Below are 18,537 nucleotides of genomic sequence, written 5' to 3'. Positions count from 1 at the left end.
GAGGAAACGAGTTCGCGTGTCACAGGCATTGATGGACCTTGCGCCGCAGGAGATCGTCGACCGGGCCCGGCTCGCACAGCTGCACAGGCACGCGGACGCCTACCGGTCACTGCTCGAGCGGTCCGGGATCTGCATGGCCAGTGTCGACCTCACACTCAAGATCCAGGAAGCGAACGAACAGTTCCGCCGCGATCTCGGCGGTTCCGGCGACGTCGTCGGCCGCGACCTCTTCGACTTCCTGCGGCTGGGCCCCCAGACCCAACTACGCCGCCAGTTCGTCCGCCTCATCGAAGGCCGCAGCGAACGGGTCAGCGAACGGATCGTCGGCGTACGGGCCGATGACCACCTCTTCCCCGGCCAGCTCACCGCCGTCCCCGTACGCGGCCGGTCGCCGCTGATGGCCAGCATCGTCGTGACGCTGCAGTGGGACGAGTCGGCCGCCGAGACGGCGATCCGTACCGCCCGGCACAAGGTCCTCACCGAACTCGACGCCCGGATCCTGCAGGGCGTCGCGATGGGCATGTCGACGGTCAACCTGGCGGGCGAGCTCTACCTGAGCCGGCAGGGCGTCGAATACCACGTGGCGACGATGATGAAGAAGCTGAAGGCGCCCAACCGGGCCGCGCTGGTGTCCCGGGCGTACTCGATGGGTGTGCTGAACGCCGGCACCTGGCCGCCGCAGGTCTCACCCGACTTCGTCAAGTGACCTCGTCGTCATCGTCGGACTCCAGGAACTGACCCAGCAGCCCCGGCACGGCGGTGTCGGCGAACGCGAGCCCCCGGTAACGGATCCACGGCACGACCAGGGCGTAGAAGAGCGTCACGACACCGATCAACGCGGCGGCCAGCAGTAGCCACTGCCGTGCCGGCCGGACCAGCAGCCCGACGATCACCAGAGGGGCCAGGACCGGGATGGAGACGACGACCGCCTGCACCGCCCACCAACCGATCGCCCGGCGTTCGACCGGATTACGAGGCGGCCGCAGCCGCAGGGTGCGATTCACGTCCGTCACGTACACAGTTGATCAGTCACCGCGACCGGGGCGCCAGCGCCGGTTCGGGCACGGGGCGTGCGCTACGCGGTGTTGCGTAGATCCCCGGCCAGGCTGAACGGCAGATCCGAGCGGCGGTTGATCCGCAGCTTCCGGTAGACCCGGGTCAGGTGCTGCTCGACGGTGCTGACCGTGATGAAGAGCTTGCGGGCGATCTGCTGGTTGGTGTGCCCCCGGGCGGCGAGCGCCGCCACCCGCCGCTCGGCGTCGCTCAACTCCTCGATCATGGAATCGCCGGCCGGCTCGGCCCTCAGGTGGCTCACCGGCCGGGCGGGGACCAGGTCGCTGAGATCGTGTTTGGTCGCCACCTGCTGCGCCCGGCGATGGGTCGTCCTGGCCTTGGTGTGCTCGCCGAGCGCGCGCTGCGCCGCGCCGAGTTCGGTCAACGCCTCGATCAGTTCCGTCTGGTCACCGCCGGCCTGTAGCTCGTCGACGGCCTCACGCAGGATCGGGACCCGTTGCGCCGGGTCGGTCGCCGCCGCCAGGACGCGCAGGGTTATCCCCCGGGTACGACGGTTGGCCGGGCCCAGCCGGGCGAGTTGGTCGGTGACCAGGTCCTCGCCCGGCAGCCCGAGGGCGAGGCGCGCCTGCGCCAGGTCGGTGCGCCACGGCAGGATCGCCGGCAGGTCGCCGCCCCATTTGGCGACCAGTTCTCCGCACGTTCCGAAGTCCTCCATCGCGGCCTTGTAGCTGCCCCGGGCCAGGTGGAAACGACCCCGGGCGCGCAGGTACTGCAATCCGAAAGGGGTCCGGAACATGACGTCCGGCACCGGCACGGCAAACAACCGGAGGGCTTTCTCGAATTGCCCACGACGGGTCGCCGAAAGCAGGAGCACCGACAACGGAATGCCGATGAAGATGCCCAGTCCACCGGGCTGGACGCGACACATCGCGGTGCTGGCGTGCCGTTCCGCTTCCAGCATGTCGCCCTGCCGGAAACTGATTACCGCCCGTATCGAGGAGAGCAGGGCGCTCCAGGTCGGAATGTGCCGCTCGTCGGCCTGGGTCAGCAACGAGTCGCACCAGAACGCCGCCGTCTCCAGGTGTTCGGCGGCGACCAGGATCTCCAGCGCGGCGAGGACCCCGTCGTAGGTGTGGTCGTCGATCCGGTACTGCTGCAGGATCGCCTGGGCGTCGTCCACCGCGTCCTCGGTGATCCGGCCGTGCCGGAGCGCGTCGATGATCCCGGCCGTCTGGATCCGCAGCTTGCCGGTCGACGTGGCCAGCGCCACCGCCGGTGGACGGATCATCCGGTCGCACGGTAGCTGCCCGGCCAGTTCGGGATAGACGTACGCGAACCGTGACTCGACCGGGTAGAGGGTGATCGCCGCTTCGGGGTCGTCGGGGTCGACAGCGTCGACGGCGGCGGCCAGGACCGCTGCCGCCTGCGCCGGCCGGCCGAACCACATCAGGTGGTTGACCAGCATCGCCGCCGCCATGACCGGCAACTCTCCGGCCAGCCCGGCCTTGAGCAGGGACGGGGTGTAGCGCTCGGCGGTGGCCGGGTCGAGGCGCCAACTGGTCCGCAACAGGGCGGCCTGGGTCCGTACGCACTCGGTGATTCCGTCCCGGCCGCGCTCGGCGAGCCGGAGGCAGTCCAGCGCCACGGTGGTGTCGTCGGCGGCGAGGGCCTGCTCGGCGGCCTCGTGCAGCAACGGCACCGACCACGGTGCACCGGCCCGGCGGGCGGCGAGCTTGTGCCGGGCGACCGTCAGCGCCGGCGCGCCGTTGCGGTACAGCAGCTTCGCGACCCGCTCGTGCAGGTCGGCCCGGTCGTCCGGGCTCATGGCGTCGAGTACGGCGGCGGCGGCGCGCGGATGCCGGAACCGGCCGTCGGCCAGGATCCCGACCTCGGTGATCGCGGTCAGTCCACCGGTCGGCGCGGCGCAGATGTCGCGGACCAGTTCGTCGAGCAGTCTGGGGGTCGCCGGCCCGTCGAGCACGGCCAGCCCGCGGGCGACCGGCAGCATCGACTCGTCGCCCCGGTAGAGGCAGGTCAGCACGGCCTGCGCGTACGCCTCGCCGGCCGCCGGTTCCGGCGTGCCGGGGCGGCCGACCCGGTGGTCTTCGATCAGGGCGTTGAGCAGCAGTGGGTTCCCGCCACTGACCCGGTGCCAGGCGGGCGGGCTGACCGCGCCCAGGTCCGGGTGCCGGGCCAGGGCGGTGGCCACGCCGGCCGGCGAGAGCAGGTTGAGCCGCAGTTGCCGGGAGTTCGCCTGGCTCTGCAACTCCGCGGCCAGCATGGGCCACGAGCGGCGCAGTCCCCCGGACTCGTTGATCACGATGAGCATCCGGGCCCGGTCGATGCGGCGCAGGAGGTAGAGCAGGTATTGCATGGATTCGGTGTCGGCGAGGTGGGCGTCGTCGATACCGATCAGGAGCGGCGTACGGTCGGCGAGTTCGAGCAGGACCCGGGTCAGCCCGCGCCAGGCCCGCACGTCGGGGTGTTCGGCGACCGGCCCGTCCCCCGTCCCGGGGGTCGTCGCCTGGGAGTCGAGCAGTCGGGCGATCTCGGTCGTGGCGTCCTCAGGCAGGCCGGCCCCGGCGAAGACCTGGCCCATCAGTCCCATCGGAAGGTCACGCTCGGCCCGGGAGCCCTTGCCGATCAGGAACGTGAAGCCGGCGTCCACGGCCCGCTGGGCAACCAGCCGCAGCAGCGCGGTCTTGCCGGAACCGACCGGCCCGGTGATCGTGACCGCGCCGCCGTTTCCGCTCGCGCATTCGGTCAGGGCCCCGTCCAGAAGCGCCGATTCCATATCACGCTCGACCAGCATTCGCCCCCCAATAGCGCAATGACAGACCCGAGGTCGTCGGCACCGGCATCCGTGCCACCCGCCGTCACCATCGGTGCCGCGGTGGCCGCATACCGCCGACCGGACGCCGGCGAAGCCGGAAATGAAGACCTTTCACTACGTCAAAGCGTGAACGAGCCGCTACACCAGGCTTTCGGCGTCCAAGTGGGCGTCCGAAAGACGACCACCGGCTTATAAAACGCCATGCGGTCAAGGCCAGCAAGCCGACTTAGATCACGCGGCGGTAACAGCGGCGACCGGCAACAACACTGGAAACGAGCAAGCGACCAGACATTCAACTTGTCGTTAATTTTGTGACAATCGAAGCAATGTCAGCCGATGCGGCTTTCGCCCGCTGATGTGATCACTTCTCGGATTATCACCGCGGGGAAACCACGCCGCCGACACGCTCCGCACCCGCAGCCCCGCACATGGTTGCCGAAAAGGCAATGGTCACCGGCCGGCCCGCCGCGACCGGCGCCCCCGACCGACGCGTTCACGCCGCCCGCTCATGATCTTTATCACCGCCTGCACCAGCAGACGGAAACGAGGCTAGAGCCGGCGGCGACCCGCCCGAACCCCTATCGGTCCCCTACCCACTCTGCGCGCCGGACCGGTGTCAGACGGCAAGATCCTCGCTGTTGAGCTTGGCCATCCAACCCTCGTTCTGGATGGAGATCACCCGCTCGCAACCGGCCACGAGCGCGTCGTCGGCGTCGTCGCCTCCCGGCCCGTCGGCGTACCGCGCGAGCAGATCCTCCAGGCCGTCCGCCGTACGGGTGAACTCGATCTGCTGGTATTCGTAGCGTTCCGCGGCGGCGTGCGCGACGACGGCGGTGCTGACCGTGGTGACCAGGCCGACCCAGGCGGTCAGCCCGGCGCCCGGCACGAATCCGGCGACGGCGGCGAGAACGGCCCCGAGCATGGCGAGACCGAACTCGATCCGCCGCACCAGGCTGACCCGGCGCCGCAGCTCGGCCGCCCGGCGCCGGTAGTAACCGTCGATCTGGGCCCGGGCCCGGCCCTGGACGTACGAGTCGACGTCGTGCACGTCGGGCAGGGAACGTGGCACCGGGTCGATCCCCGCCACGTACTGCTCCAGGTCCTCGGTGCCGGTCAGCAGGGCGTCCAGGCGGTCGACGAGGACGGTGGCGCGGTCGTCTCCCCGGTAGGGCGCGACCCCGGCGAGATAGGTGTAGATCTCGGTCTTGAGCGCCTCGGAGACCGAGCGCGCCCGGGTCCAGTCCCGGACCACTGTGGATCCGGCGCCCCTGCCGAGCACCGGCACCAGCCCCAGCGACACCGCGGCGAGGCCGGCGAAGACCTTGGCACCGGTCGGCACCGAGCTGATCAACTGGACGGAGACGGCACTGAACAGGGCGCCGCCGACGGTCAGGAGCATGGCCCCGAGCCGGGCCCGTTGGATCTGCGTCTTGAGCTGGTTGGCGCCCTGGGACCAGACGCTCTGCCGCCGCCAGCGAACGGCGAGCACCTCGGCCGACGTCGTTGCCGTCATAACGAGAATTCTCGATACTCACCACCAACATCGGAAGTGGCCGATCGGCCCGCAGGTCCGTCGCGAGCCGGTCGACCGTCGGCACCGTGGCCCGGCCGCGGTGGTCAACCGGCACCACGACCCGGCAGTACGGTCTGGACGAAATCTGGGGGATGGAACCTCATGTCGGACGTACGCGAGCCCCGACAGGTGCGAGAATCACGCCTCGTGACGGCACCCGCGTCCGGCCCGCAAACCAGGGTTTCCCTCGCGACCGATCTCGCCCGGCTGGGCGTGACGCGCGGCGAAACGGTCCTGGTACACACGTCGTTGAGTGCGCTGGGCTGGGTCTGCGGGGGCGCCACCACCGTCGTGCACGCCCTGCTCGACGTGCTCGGACCAACCGGCAACCTCGTGGTCACCGCCCAGTCGCCGGACAACCGCGACCCGTCGACCTGGACCGACAATCCGGTTCCGGAGTCGTGGTGGCAGACCATCCGGGACCACCTGCCCGGGTTCGACGCCGCGCTCACGCCCAGCACCGCCGTCGGCGTGGTCCCCGAGCGGGTACGGACCTGGCCGGGTGCCGTACGCAGCAACCACCCACAGACCTCCTTCGCCGCCATCGGCCCGCGCGCCGCCGAACTGATGGAGCACCACCTGCTCGAATCGCCGCTGGGCGACGAGTCGCCACTGGCCCGGCTGGAGAAGGCCGACGCCAACATCCTGCTGCTCGGCGTCGGCTTCAACCGCTGCACCGCCTTCCACCTCGCCGAATACCGGCTGCCGTCGCCGCCGCGCCGGATCGCCGCGTGCGCGGTGGCCGACGGTGCCGGCCGACGTTGGATCGAGTATCCGACCGTCGCGCTCGACGACGGCGACTTCGGCCGGCTCGGTGCGGCCTTCGAGGGCACGTCCGGGCAGGTCACCGTCGGCCGGGTCGGCGCGGCGGAATGCCGGTTCCTGCCGATGCGGCCGGCGGTCGAGTTCGCGACATCATGGCTCACGTTCAACCGGAACTGACACCGACGCGGTCGGCCCGCGAAGCCGACAACGCCGCACCTTTTTGCCCAGAGGGGTTGTTGTGGAAGACCACAGGCAGGACATCGACACCGACGTCATCCAGCTTGCCGATTTGCCGCTGCACCTGTTGCTGACCATGGAGGACACCGTTCTCGGACACTCGCTGCGCCGCGTTGCCGAGGAGGCGATGGCCGGTGCCGGGTCCGACGCGGTCTCTGCCTTCAACTCCAGCATCTGATCCGGCCGTCCGTGCCCTGCGCCTGACGGCGGCCCAGTTCGGTACCCTGGCCGCCGGCTACGGCGACCCGACCGCCGTCGCGGTCCTGCGCGACGGGCAGCTCGCCAAACGCCGCCTGCTGCTGCGGGCGCTCGCCGACACGGCCGGGGCGGCGGGAAGCGCCGCGCTCGACCTGCTGTCGGCCGCCGACCGGCGGGCTCCGGAGGCGGTCCGGACGGTGCTCGCGCAGCCGCACCTCGACGCGGCGGCGGCCGCCCGGCTCCGCCGTGGCAGCCCCGACGACCTGCTGTGCCGGTACGCCGCCGCCGGCGCCGCCCGGGCCGGGCTGCGGTTCACCATCCGGGTCCCCACCGACGCCGGACACCTGCACCTGCCGACGCTCGGCACGGCCGTCGGGGTCGGCCCCGGGCCGGCCACCGTACGCGGGACGGATGCCGGGGTCACCGTCACCGGCAGCACCGGCACGGTGTCCGTACCGGCGCCGTTCGACACCGGTACGCCGGACTGGTGGCCACTGCGCCGGCTGGCCGTCGAGGCGTCCGGGCAGCGGCTCACCATCGCCGTCGACGACGTGGACCCGGAGCGGGACTGCTACCAGTGGCCGCCCGCCGGCCGGCTCGACGACGGCGGTCTGGCCGACCTCGCCGCGCTGCTCGGCGACGCCTGGCGGCTGATCGTGGCGGATCATCCCCGCCATGCCGAGGCCATGAGATGTCTACTGTGGTCGGTGGTGCCGCTGTCGCCGGCCGCCGGCAACGTCAGCGCGGCGTCCCGCCGGGCGGGTGGCTCGATCGCCCTCGCGACACCTCCCGACGCGGCCGGCCTCGCCCTGCTGATGTTGCACGAGTTCCAGCACATGAAGCTGAACGCGCTGCTCGACCTCGTCGACCTGCATTCCGCCGGCGGCCCGGCGAGACACCGCGCCCCCTGGCGGATCGACCCGCGGCCGGTCGGAGCCCTGCTCCAGGGAACGTACGCCCATCTCGCCGTGGCGGACTTCTGGCGACGGCACCGGCACCGGGCCGCCGGACCCGCCGCGCACCTGGAGTACGCGTACTGGCTCGCGCAGAGCCGCCAGTCGGCCGCCACGCTGGCCGCCTCCGGCGAACTGACCGGCCCCGGCGCCACCTTCGTCGCCGGGCTCGCCGAAACGCTCGACGGCTGGCACGCCACCGAGAAGGTGCCGTCCGGGGTGGGGCAGGCGGTGGCCGACCTGTCGGTCGCCGCCGCCGTCTCGTGGCACCTGCGCAACCTGCGCCCGACGGGCACGGCGGTGGACGCGCTCGTCGCGCAGTGGGTGGCCGGAGACCGCCACCCGGACCTGCCGGCCGCGCACTGGGGGCCGGTGCCGCCCGCCGGCCCGGCACCGGTTTCCGGGATCGAGTCGACGATCCGCGACCACGTGCTCAACGAGCACAGTGGACCACCCGGCGCCGACGACTGGTCGCGGCGGCTGGCCACCGACCCCGACGACGTCGAGGCCTGGATCGGACTCGCGGTCGCGCTGCGCCCGGTGGACCCGGTCGCCGTTCGCGGTCTGACCACCCGCCCGGACCTGGTCCGGGCGCTGCTCGCCCACCCGGACACCGGTCCCGCCGGACCGCCCGGGCTGGCCGCCTGGATCGGCGCCGGCCTCCCCGGCTGAGTACGCCGCGAAGCGGCGCCGGTCCCGTGCGCGGCCCACCCATGGGACCCGGCTCAGAGCAGCGGCGGCTCCAGATCGGAGCTGAGCCGCTCGCCGGCCCGCACCACCTTCGTCGTCGGATGCTCGTGGCCGAGCAGCGCGCCGAACTTGGCCAGCACCGACTCACCGACCCGGCGCCCCTGCTCGACCTCCCCGACCGCACCCAGCGACAGGGCCAGGTTGGCCTCCGCGGTGAGCGTCTCCGGATGCCCCGGCCCGAACACGTCGGCCAGCCGGCGGTGCACGTCCTCGTCGATCTCCCGGGCTCGCGTCACGTCACCGAGGGAGAACAGGCTGTTGGCGAGATTGAGCCGGGCCGTCAGCGTGTACGGGTGGTTGTCGTTGAGCCGGGCACCGAACTCGTCGGCCACCTCCGCGGACAGCGCCCGGGCCCGCTCGTGGTCACCGAGCGCACGGGTGAACACGGCGATGTTGTTGGTGCAGATCAGGCTGAACGTGCGGTTGGCGGGAATGATCCGCTGGTATTCCGCCCGGGCCTCCTCGGCCCGGTCCAGCGCCGACCGCAGGTCACGGACCGCCCAGTCGTCACTGGCCAGGTTGAGCAGGCAGGTGACGGTGTCCGGGTGGTTGCGGCCGGGGCCGTGCAGGTAGTGCTGCAACGAGCTGTCGGTGAGCCGGCGGGCGGCCGCGTAGTCGCCGAGCTTGCGCAGTGTCACGGCCAGGCTCTTCGCCGTACGCAGCGTCTCGGTGTGGCTCTCGCCGAGCACCTCCTCGTAGGTCCGCAGGGTCCGTTCCAGGGTCCGCCGGGCGGCCGGGAAGTCACCGATCTCCCGCAGGTCACGGCCGTAGTTGCCGGCGGAGAACAGGGTGTACGGGTGACGTTCGCCGAGCACCCGCCGCCGCTTCTCCAGGGTGTCCAGGTCGAGTGCGGCGGCCGCCTGGTAGTCGCCGACCAGGCGCAGCGACACGGCCAGGTTGTTGGCGACCATCAGGCTGTGCGGGTGCTCGTCGGACAGCGTCGAGCGCAACTGCCGCAGGGTGCGTTCGTCGAGTTCCCGGGCGCCGACGTAGTCGCCGGTCATCCGGTGGTCGGCGGCGAGGCTGCGGGCGGCCATCAGCGTGTACGGGTTGGTCTCGCCGACGGTGGCCTTGAACCGGTCATACACGTCGTGGTTCTCGTCGTGCGCGTCGCGGTCGTGCCCCTGGGCCCGCAGCACGTTGGCCCGGTGGAACCGCACCAGCAGGGTCAACCGGTCGTCGGCGCCGAAGACCTCCTCCCACCTGGCCCGGGCCCGCTCCGCGAGCAGCCGGCTGCCCGCGTAGTCGTTGCGCTTGTGCAGGTAGCGGACGACGTCGATGATGAGTTGCCGGACCTCGGTGGACCTGGACTCGACGGCCTTCGACGGCAGCAGGTGCGGCCAGAGTTCGGCGTAGCGGGACCAGTTGTCGGGGTTGTCGGGGTCCTTCGGGCTGGGCTGCGCGCCGGCCAGGATCTCGTGCACGTGGCGCCGGTTCTCGTCACGCTTCTCCGGCGACAACTCCTCGCGGATCATCAACTGGATCAGCCGGTGCACCTGGATGCTGCTCTGCCCCGGACCGACCTGGGCCAGCGCGTACCGGTTGATCTCGCGGATCACCGGTCCCATCATCAGCGGGTCGGTCAGCGACGGGTCGTACTCGGTGAGCACCTGGAGACACCGGTCGCTGTAGATCAGCGACGTCGGGATCGGTTCGGCCGAGAAGAACGCGCACAGCTCCATCAGCCGGGCGGCGGCCGGCTGGCGCTCGCGCACCTTCTCCAGGGCGAGCTGCCACATCGCGGCGACGGTCTTGGAATAGCCGCCGGGCACCGGCGCGGACAGCACGCGGACGAGCTGGCGCTCGATCTGGCGGAGCAGTTCCGGCACCGGGATCAGCGTCTCGGCCAGCCAGGCCGCGGCCTGTTCCAGGGCCAGCGGAAGATCGCCCATCTTCTCCGCGACCAGTTCCGCGTCGTCGTCCGTGATCGACTCGACGTGCCGGCGCAGCAGCGCGATGCTCTCCTCGCGGTGGAAGACGCCGACCGACACCCCCTCCGCCCGGGTCGCCCACGCCGGGTCACGGGACGTCAGCAGCACGTGCCCCGGCCCGTGCGGGATCAGCCCGTCGACGCTGGCCGGGTCGTCGACATTGTCGTAGATGATCAGCCAGCGGGCGTACGGCCGGCCCTGCTGCAGCGCGGTCAGCACGGTGCGTACGGCCTCGTCGGCGTCGTTGCCGGCCGGCAGCCCGAGTTCCCGGCCCAGCTCGACGAGCCGGTCCCGCACGACGCTCTCCTGCTCCGCCGAGATCCACCAGACCACGTCGTAGTCGGCGGCGAACCGGTTGGCGTACTCGCGGGCGACCTGGGTCTTGCCGACGCCGGCCATGCCGTGCAACGCCTGCGGCAGGGTGCGGCTGGCCCTGGTCGCGAGCCGGTCCCGCAGGTCGTCGAGGATGCCGACCCGGCCGGTGAACGTGCTGTAGCGGGGCTGGATGTTGCGTACCCGGGGCTGCCCGGTCGGGAACCGGGGCCGCCGGCCGCCGGCCGACTCGGCGCGCGGGTCACCGTCCGGGGGCACGGCCTCCAGGCCCAGCGCGTCCAGCAGGAGTTCGCTGGCCTGCTGCTCGGTGCGGTCGGACAGGTCGACCTGGGTGCGGTCCAGGTAGGGCGCCGGCGGCCGGGTGGCGTCGAGCCGGGCCACCACGACCGAACGGGGCACCGGCCCGGAGCCGGCCCCGACCAGCCGCTTCCACAGGTCGGTGGCGCCCGGCGCGGCCAGGAAGTCGCGGGAGAGCAGCACCAGGGCGGCGCTGGTCGTACGCACCAGCCGCTCGGCCTCGGCCATCCGGCCGCCGCCCGGCCGGGCGTCGATCTCGTGCAGCACCGCCTGCATGCCCGCGTCGGCGAGTTCGGCGGCGATCCACTCGGCCCACAGCCGGTCCACCGCCGAGTAGGTGAGGAACACCTCGGAGATCTCCGACGGGCGCAGCCGCTGCCGCTCGAAGTCGGCCAGCCGCCGCAGCCGCTCCCGCTCCTCGATCGAGCCGTTGTGCTGCACCTCTCCGTTCGTCAGCACCGTGGTCAGCCGCTCGTACGCCCCGAGCAGCGAGTTGTCCTGGTAGGGCCGGTCACCGAAGGTGGAAAGGATCTCCTCGTACGCGTAGTACGCCCGGTAGGGGATCTCGACGTTGCCCCAGTAGCGGTCGGCCTGGGCCGCGTCGAGGTGGGCGAGCATCGGCCGGAACCGCAGCCGGGCGAAGTCCCGGCCGGCCTCGACCTTGCCCTGCTCGCCGTCCTCGACCCGCATCGGCGCCGGCAGCATCCGCACCGGCCGGTCGCCCCGCTGGGTCTGGATCGAGTACGCCACCGCCGCCGCGCCCTCGATGCTCTGGGTGTTCATCGTGAAACAGTTGACGACGGTGTCGGGCAGCAGCACCGTGCAGATGCCGGCGGCGTCGCTGAGGCCGGTGCGGCTGTCGATGAGCACGTAGTCGTAGTTGGCCTTCAGGTCGTCGCGCAGTGCCTGGAGGAAGACCCCGCCGTGCAGCCGCTCGAAGAAGCCGTTCCAGTCGAAGGTGGTCACCGCCCGCGAGTAGTGCCGGTCCTGGCGGCCGGCGGGGACGAAGTCGAGCATGCCGTCGTCGGGGAAGTGGTCCCACTCGATGGTCGACGCGTAGTCGAGGATCCGGGCGTGGTCCCGGTGCCAGCCCGGCTGGCTGGGGCCGTTGGGATCCAGGGTCGCCTCGGAGAACGACCGGATCATGTCGATGATGCCGGGCGAGGACCGCAGTTGCTTGTCGACCAGGAACGGGTGCAGGTAGCGGTGCAGGCCCGGTGACTCCAGGTCCCAGTCGATGACCAGGACCCGCTTGCCGTTGCTGGCGAGGATCCACGCGACGTTCGCCACCGCCATCGTGCGACCGGTGCCACCCTTGTACGAGTAGAACGTGATGATCTCGCCGCCGGGCTCGGGACCGGCGGCGGGTTCCGCCCCGGTGGCCGGCGCGGGCTCGATTGCCGGTGCGGCCCCGGTGGCCGGGGTGGCCGTACTCGTGGGCGTCTGTCTGACCGTCATGGTCCGCTCCTGATCCGGTCGTGACGTCGGGCGTCCGTACCCGGTTACGGGTTTTCGAGGAAGGGACGGTCGAACCGGATCTCCCCCTGCGGAATCCGGTAGATGTGCCCCCTGGTGATGACCCGGCTCCACGCTTCTTCGAGCACCTCTTCCAGGCACTGGCCGAAGCTTTCCGGGCTGGGAATGCCGAGCCGGAACATCTCCTGGTCGGGCCGGGTGACGTTTCGGGGCAGCAGACGTCTGCACTCCAGGTCGAGCTGCGCCCAGTGCGACTGGTTCTCGGCGATGGCCGGGTTCCAGGGCGCGAGCACGGCCGTGGTCGGGCCGCTGTTCTCGTCGTAGCGCTGCAGGGCCAGGCGCTGGTCCTGGAGCTGGCTGGACCAGGCGTCGAGGAGCAGCACCACGATCTGGTTGTTGCGCACCGCCGATTCCAGCCGGTCGGTGATGCCGTCGGTGGAGGCCACCTCGGCCCCGAAGTCACGCTGCATCGCCAGGCCGCTGGCCAGGTCGGAGACCGACGTCCGCGGATCGGGATGGTACGGCGCCCAGGAGTGGTCGTGGTTGCCGTAGGCGCCGAGTTCGGACCGGACCGGCGACATCTCCTCCCGGTTGCCGGCGGAGACCACGAAGTGCACGTGCTTGACCGCCTGCCGGACCTCCACCGACTCACGTGGGGTCGGCGCCACCGCGACGGCGAACGCGTTGGGCACCAGGCGCAGGACCGGCTTCTCGACCGGGGGCGGCAGCGGATGGTCGTCGTGCAACGACACGATCGTGCGGGCCAGTTCGGCGATGAACTGGTATTTCCGGTCCCGGTAGCGGCCCTGCCGCATCAGGTCCCGCAATCCGATCGGACGGTCGTTCTGGTCGAGACCGATCTGCGGGTATTGCAGCCTGGCGGCGACCGGGTGCACCTCGGTGCCGGCCATCCACATGACCGGGATCAGCGACGGCGGGCGGCTGCCCTGCGCGGTCCGGTGCTGGTCGAGCCGGCCGTCGAAGACCGACCATTCCTGGCCGCAGTTGACGCTCTTGAAGTATCGCGGCGCCATCAGCGCGATGAAGGTGTGCGCCTGGGACAGTGCGGTCGCCAGCTCGTCGGGCCATTCGGTGCCCGGCTCGATCGTGCTGGTGTCGAAGAAGCCGACGCGTTCGTGGCGGCCCAGTCCGGCGTGGGCGCGTACCTCGGCGCTGAGAAGGTCGAAGAACTTCTTCTTCCACGGGTCGTCGTCGCCACGGGCGTAACTGAGAAAGAAATACTGTCCCACCACGTCCTCCGACCCGCCGAAAGGCATTCAGACAGCCGGTAACACGCATGCTGTGCAGCGAGTATATCCACGCGCTTCCAGGCGGAATGGGTCCCGATCTTCCGGGATAGCCGATTGGGATAAATTGGACCGACAATTGTCGATCATCACTCGATGGAGGGAACCGCCGGCACCCGTTGCCGAAGATCTACCGACAGCCGTCGCCGTACGTGGTCGATCAACCGATAGAGATCGACACAGTAGACGGACGGGTTACGGAACCCAAAGCCGGCGCGATAGCGGTGCGGGAAACAGCCGCCGCCACAGGTGCGTACGACGTCGCACCGGCCACACTCGTCGGACAGGGCAGCCGCCCCCAACTGGCGGGCCACGACCGCGGGATGCCAGAGTGCCGCGTCGAACGCGTCGGTGTCGACGTTGCGGCCGGTCGCGGGCGCCCCCGGGTAAGCCGACTTGAGCGTGTCCACCTGCTCGACCGCCCCGTCGGTGTCGACGACCGCGGTCACGTACGGGCTCAGACCGACCGACTCCGACCGGCCCGGACCACCCAGCAGCAGGTGGATGATCTCCTCGAAGAGCCGGATCCCGGTCTCCCGCCGCGGCGCGCCGTACCACCGGTCGAAGACCGCGATCAGCCAGTCGGCGTACGGGGTGGCGCCGGTCGGCGGCCGGCCCGGCGGCGGATCCGACCAGTTGCCGTGCGGCAGCAGCAGGTCGATCGTCGGTGGCGCGAAGGACAGCAGCGCCTCGTACGTGCCGACCGGATCGTTGGCCAGGTCGACCGTACACAGCAGACCGGCGAACATCTCCCGGAAGTCAGCGCCGGTGAGCAGGTCGAGACCGGCCCGGACCTGCGCGTAACTGCCGCGCCCGTCGGCGAACCGGCGGTGCCGGTCGTTGCCGACCGCGTCACCGTCCAGGCTCACCCCGACCCGGTAGCCGTGCCGACGCAACGCCGACAGCATCGGCCGGTCGAGCAGGATGCCGTTGGTCTGCACGCTCAACGACAACGTGGTGCCCGCCGGCAACAGCGTCCGCAGGAGTTCGGCGGTGCGCTCCACCGCCCCGGTGCCGGCGAGCAACGGCTCCCCGCCGTGCAGCACCACGGCCACCTCGGCGAGGGCGTGGGTCCGGGCGTGCTCGGCGATCCGCTCGCAGACCCGGGAGTGCACCGCCGCCGACATGACCTTCGGCCGCGACCGCCAACTCTGGTCGGCCATCGTGTAGACGTAGCAGTAGTCGCAGGCCAGGTTGCAGCGGGCGTGCACCTTGACGACGAACTGCCGGAACGGCGCCGGCCGGAAGCCGGTCCGGCGCAGCGCCGCCAGATCGAGGTCTTCGGGCCACCGCGCCGGCCGGCTCACTCGATGCCGCCCGCCCCGAGCAACACCTTGATCTCGGAACGGAACGCGACGTCGTTGGCCACCTTGATCTCCGCGCCGAGAGCCAGGCGGAGGTCTGCGCCGGCACCGGCCGGCTTGCGCAGCCGCATCTGCACCGGTACGTCGCCGGGGTGGGCGAGCAGCACCCGCCTCAACTCCTGCGCGAACTCGGCGGTCACCTTGTCCATGGTGGTGACCAGCACGATCGGCGGCTCGCCGCCCTCGACCACACTGGACACGTCGAGGATCGCCATGTCCTGGCCGAACACGCTGACCTCACCGTCGCGCCGGCTGACGTGCCCGGAGATCTTCACAACAGTGTCCTCGATCATGTACTGCCCGAGCACTTCGTAGGACTTGGGGAAGAACAGCACCTCGACGCTACCGCTGAGGTCCTCCAGGTGCACGATCGCCCAGGAGGCGCCCTGCTTGGTGATCTTCCGGGTGACGCCGGAGATCATGCCGGCGAGCACCACCGGCTTGCGGTCCGGGGTGTCCTCGCCGAGGATCTCGCTGATCATCTGCTCGCTGTTGGCCTTGAGAATCCGCTCGGTGCCGGCCAGCGGGTGGTCGGAGACGTACAGGCCGAGCATGTCGCGCTCGAAGGCGAGCTTCTCCTTCTTGTGCCACTCCTGCCCGCTGAAGGTCAGGTCGAGACCGACGACCGACGACTCGCTCGGCGTCTCGGTCAGCCCGCCGAACAGGTCGAACTGGCCGGCGGCCTCCTGCCGCTTGAGGCCGACGACGGCGTCGATCGCCGTCTCGTGGTGGATCACCAGATCACGCCGGGTGTGCCCCATCTCGTCGAAGCCGCCCGCCTTGATCAGCGATTCCACCGTCCGCTTGTTGCAGACGACCAGCTCGACCTTTGACAGGAAGTCGGAGAACGACGTGTACGCCCCCTTCTCCTGCCGGGACTTCACGATCGACGCCACCACGTTCGCGCCGACATTGCGTACGGCGCCGAGGCCGAAACGGATGTCACGACCGACCGGGGTGAAGGCCAGGGCCGACTCGTTGACGTCCGGCGGCAGCACCTTGATCCCCATGCTGCGGCACTCGGCCAGGTAGAGCGCCATGGTGTCCTTCTTGTCGCCGACCGAGGTCAGCAGGCCCGCCATGTACTCGGCCGGATAGTTCGCCTTCAGGTATGCGGTCCAGTAGCTGATCAGGCCGTACGCGGCGGAGTGCGCCTTGTTGAAGGCGTAGCCGGCGAACGGCACCAGCACGTCCCAGACCGCCTGGCACGCCTCCTTGGAATAGTCGCGTTCCAGCATGCCCTGCTGGAACGGCACGAACTCCTTGTCGAGGATCTCCTTCTTCTTCTTGCCCATCGCGCGGCGGAGCAGGTCGGCCTGGCCGAGCGTGTAGCCGGCCAGCTTCTGCGCGACACGCTGCACCTGCTCCTGGTAGACGATCAGACCGTAGGTGTCGGCCAGGATCTCCTTGAGCGGTTCGGCCAGCTCCGGGTGGATCGGGGTGATCTCCTGCTGGCCGTTCTTGCGCAGCGCGTAGTTGATGTGCGAGTTGACGCCCATCGGGCCGGGGCGGTAAAGGGCGCCGACGGCGGAGATGTCCTCGAAGTTGTCCGGCTTCATCAGCCGCAGCAGGGACCGCATCGGCCCGCCGTCGAACTGGAAGACGCCGAGCGTGTCGCCCCGGCCGAGCAGGTCGAAGGTCGGCTTGTCGTCGAGCGGCAGCTTGAGCAGGTCGATCTTGAGCCCGGCGGTCGCCTCGATGTTCTTCAGCGCGTCGTCGATGATCGTCAGGTTGCGCAGGCCGAGGAAGTCCATCTTCAGCAGCCCGAGCGACTCGCAGGTCGGATAGTCGAACTGCGTGATGATGGTGCCGTCGGCGTCACGCTGGACCAGCGGCACGTGGTCGATCAGCGGCTCGGCCGACATGATGACGCCGGCGGCGTGCACGCCGAGCTGGCGGACCAGTCCTTCGAGGCCCTTGGCGACCTCCATCACCTTGGCGACGTCAGCTTCGTTGGCGGTCAGCTCACGGACCGCGGCGGCCTCGGCGTACCGGGGGTGCTTCGGGTCGAAGATGCCGGACAGCGGGATGTCCTTGCCCAGCACCGCCGGCGGCATCGCCTTGGTGATCTTGTCGCCGAGGGCGTACGGGAACCCGAGCACCCGGCAGCCGTCCTTGATGGCGGCCTTCGCCTTGATGGTGCCGAAGGTGGCGATCTGCGCGACCCGGTCCGACCCCCACTTCTCCGTGACGTAGCGGATCACGTCACCGCGCCCACGCTCGTCGAAGTCGATGTCGATGTCGGGCATCTGGACGCGTTCGGGGTTGAGGAACCGCTCGAAGATCAGGCCGTGCTGGAGCGGGTCCAGGTCGGTGATGCCGAGCGCGTACGCGACGATGCTGCCCGCCGCCGAGCCACGCCCCGGTCCGACCGAGATGCCGTTGTTCTTCGCCCACATGATGAAGTCGGAGACCACGAGGAAGTAGGCCGGGAAGCCCATCTCGCAGATGACGTCCAGTTCGTACTCGGCCTGCTTGCGGCGGGCCTCGTCGTAGCCGTCCGGCCACCGGCGGTCCATGCCGGCCCAGACCTCCTTGCGGAACCAGGTCGACTCGGTCTCGCCCTCGGGGACCGGGAACTTCGGCATCAGGTTCCGGAACTTGAACATCCCGTCGGTCTCGACCCGGGAGGCGATGAGCAGCGTGTTGCGGCAGCCCTCCTGCCACGCCTCGGACAGGTCGACGGCGTACATCTCCTCGGCGGACTTGATGTAGTAGCCGCCGCCGTCGAACCGGAACCGGTTGGGATCGGACAGGTTGCTGCCGGTCTGTACGCAGAGCAGGGCGTCGTGCGCCTCGACCTGGGAGGCGAAGGTGTAGTGCGAGTCGTTGGTGACCACCGGGGGGATGCCGAGCCGGCGGCCGATCTCCAGGAGTCCGTCACGGACCCGCTTCTCGATCTCCAGACCGTGGTCCATGAGTTCGAGGAAGAAGTTTTCCTTGCCGAAGATGTCCTGGTATTTGGCGGCCGCCGCCTCGGCCTCCTTGACGTGCCCCAGCCGCAGCCGGGTCTGCACCTCGCCGGACGGGCAGCCGGTGGTGGCCATGATGCCAGCGGAGTGCTCGGAGATCAGGTCGGCGTCCATCCGGCCCTTGACGTAGTGCCCCTCGATCGACCCCCGCGAGTTGAGCCGGAAGAGGTTGTGGAGGCCCTCGGCGTTACGGGCCCACATCGTCATGTGGGTGAAGGCGCCGTTACCGGAGACGTCGTCGCGCTTCTGGTCCGGGTTACCCCAGTTGATCCGCTTCTTGTCGAACCGGGAGGCCGGTGCGAGATACGCCTCGATCCCGATGACCGGGGTGATGCCGGTCGCCTTGGCCTGCTGGAAGAAGTCGTACGCCCCGTGCATGTTGCCGTGGTCGGTGACGGCCACCGCGGGCATCCCGAGCCGGGCCGCTTCGCCGAACATCTCCTTGAGGCGGGCCGCTCCGTCCAGCATCGAGTACTCGGAATGCACATGCAGATGGACGAACTGGTCAGCCACAGGTTTCTCCCCCCACGTGAG

At 70.2% G+C, this 18,537-nt stretch carries 11 protein-coding genes; 4 read left to right on the top strand and 7 right to left on the bottom strand.

What is annotated here, in order from left to right; all coding sequences use genetic code 11:
* Window positions 1-16 precede the first annotated feature (16 nt).
* Window positions 17-706 (top strand): LuxR C-terminal-related transcriptional regulator, encoded by a 690-nt coding sequence (locus QCD66_RS02150; RefSeq protein ID WP_357538344.1) that lies wholly within the window; start codon window positions 17-19, stop codon window positions 704-706.
* Here the strand turns inward: QCD66_RS02150 and QCD66_RS02145 are convergent.
* The 3 genes from QCD66_RS02145 to QCD66_RS02135 form a co-directional block, all read right to left on the bottom strand.
* Window positions 699-1,013 carry a hypothetical protein gene (locus tag QCD66_RS02145; protein WP_375733583.1) on the bottom strand — a complete coding sequence of 105 codons (315 nt, stop codon included), beginning with the start codon at window positions 1,011-1,013 and terminating at the stop codon, window positions 699-701. The two genes, QCD66_RS02150 and QCD66_RS02145, sit on opposite strands and share 8 nt — an antisense overlap.
* Window positions 1,014-1,075: 62 nt before the next feature.
* Window positions 1,076-3,826 (bottom strand): AAA family ATPase, encoded by a 2,751-nt coding sequence (locus QCD66_RS02140; protein ID WP_407566977.1) that lies wholly within the window; start codon window positions 3,824-3,826, stop codon window positions 1,076-1,078.
* A 637-nt stretch (window positions 3,827-4,463) separates the two neighbouring features.
* Entirely contained in the window at window positions 4,464-5,360 is an 897-nt protein-coding gene (locus QCD66_RS02135; protein ID WP_375733584.1) for a DUF4231 domain-containing protein, read from the bottom strand.
* Between the two features lie 207 nt (window positions 5,361-5,567).
* Between QCD66_RS02135 and QCD66_RS02130 the strand changes: the two genes are divergently transcribed.
* The 3 genes from QCD66_RS02130 (at window position 5,568) to QCD66_RS02120 (ending at window position 8,245) form a co-directional block, all read left to right on the top strand.
* On the top strand, window positions 5,568-6,362 hold the full coding sequence (locus QCD66_RS02130) for an aminoglycoside N(3)-acetyltransferase (RefSeq protein ID WP_407566976.1): 795 nt from the start codon (window positions 5,568-5,570) through the stop codon (window positions 6,360-6,362).
* Window positions 6,363-6,423: 61 nt separating this feature from the next.
* On the top strand, window positions 6,424-6,600 hold the full coding sequence (fxsA, locus tag QCD66_RS02125) for an FxSxx-COOH cyclophane-containing RiPP peptide (protein ID WP_357538335.1): 177 nt from the start codon (window positions 6,424-6,426) through the stop codon (window positions 6,598-6,600).
* Complete coding sequence (locus QCD66_RS02120) at window positions 6,557-8,245, top strand: HEXXH motif domain-containing protein (protein ID WP_375733586.1); 1,689 nt, start codon at window positions 6,557-6,559, stop codon at window positions 8,243-8,245. Before fxsA ends, QCD66_RS02120 begins: the two co-directional genes overlap by 44 nt.
* Window positions 8,246-8,298: 53 nt before the next feature.
* Here the strand turns inward: QCD66_RS02120 and fxsT are convergent, their stop codons facing one another.
* The 4 genes from fxsT to dnaE all read right to left on the bottom strand — a co-directional run bounded on the left by fxsT (window position 8,299) and on the right by dnaE (window position 18,516).
* The gene (gene fxsT / locus QCD66_RS02115) at window positions 8,299-12,342 is read right to left on the bottom strand and encodes an FxSxx-COOH system tetratricopeptide repeat protein (RefSeq protein ID WP_375733587.1); all 4,044 of its coding nucleotides are present in this window, start codon (window positions 12,340-12,342) and stop codon (window positions 8,299-8,301) included.
* 44 nt (window positions 12,343-12,386) lie between these two features.
* Window positions 12,387-13,610, bottom strand: coding sequence for a TIR-like protein FxsC (locus QCD66_RS02110; RefSeq protein WP_364214425.1), 1,224 nt, complete (start codon window positions 13,608-13,610; stop codon window positions 12,387-12,389).
* 146 nt (window positions 13,611-13,756) lie between these two features.
* Window positions 13,757-14,974, bottom strand: coding sequence for an FxsB family cyclophane-forming radical SAM/SPASM peptide maturase (locus QCD66_RS02105; protein ID WP_375733588.1), 1,218 nt, complete (start codon window positions 14,972-14,974; stop codon window positions 13,757-13,759).
* Window positions 14,971-18,516: a DNA polymerase III subunit alpha gene (gene dnaE / locus QCD66_RS02100; RefSeq protein ID WP_375733589.1), complete on the bottom strand. Its 3,546-nt coding sequence runs from the start codon at window positions 18,514-18,516 to the stop codon at window positions 14,971-14,973. Before dnaE ends, QCD66_RS02105 begins: the two co-directional genes overlap by 4 nt.
* Window positions 18,517-18,537: the final 21 nt, after the last annotated feature.

The organism is Polymorphospora sp. A560, from assembly GCF_045781765.1.
Taxonomy (GTDB): domain Bacteria; phylum Actinomycetota; class Actinomycetes; order Mycobacteriales; family Micromonosporaceae; genus Polymorphospora; species Polymorphospora lycopeni.
This window is presented reverse-complemented; position numbering and strand designations above follow the sequence as displayed.

Coding starts and splice junctions, on each gene's coding strand:
- QCD66_RS02135 (WP_375733584.1), bottom strand. CDS start 5,360: ATGACGGCAACGACGTCGGCCGAGGTGCTCGCCGTTCGCTGGCGGCGG.
- fxsT (WP_375733587.1), bottom strand. CDS start 12,342: ATGACGGTCAGACAGACGCCCACGAGTACGGCCACCCCGGCCACCGGG.
- QCD66_RS02140 (WP_407566977.1), bottom strand. CDS start 3,826: ATGCTGGTCGAGCGTGATATGGAATCGGCGCTTCTGGACGGGGCCCTG.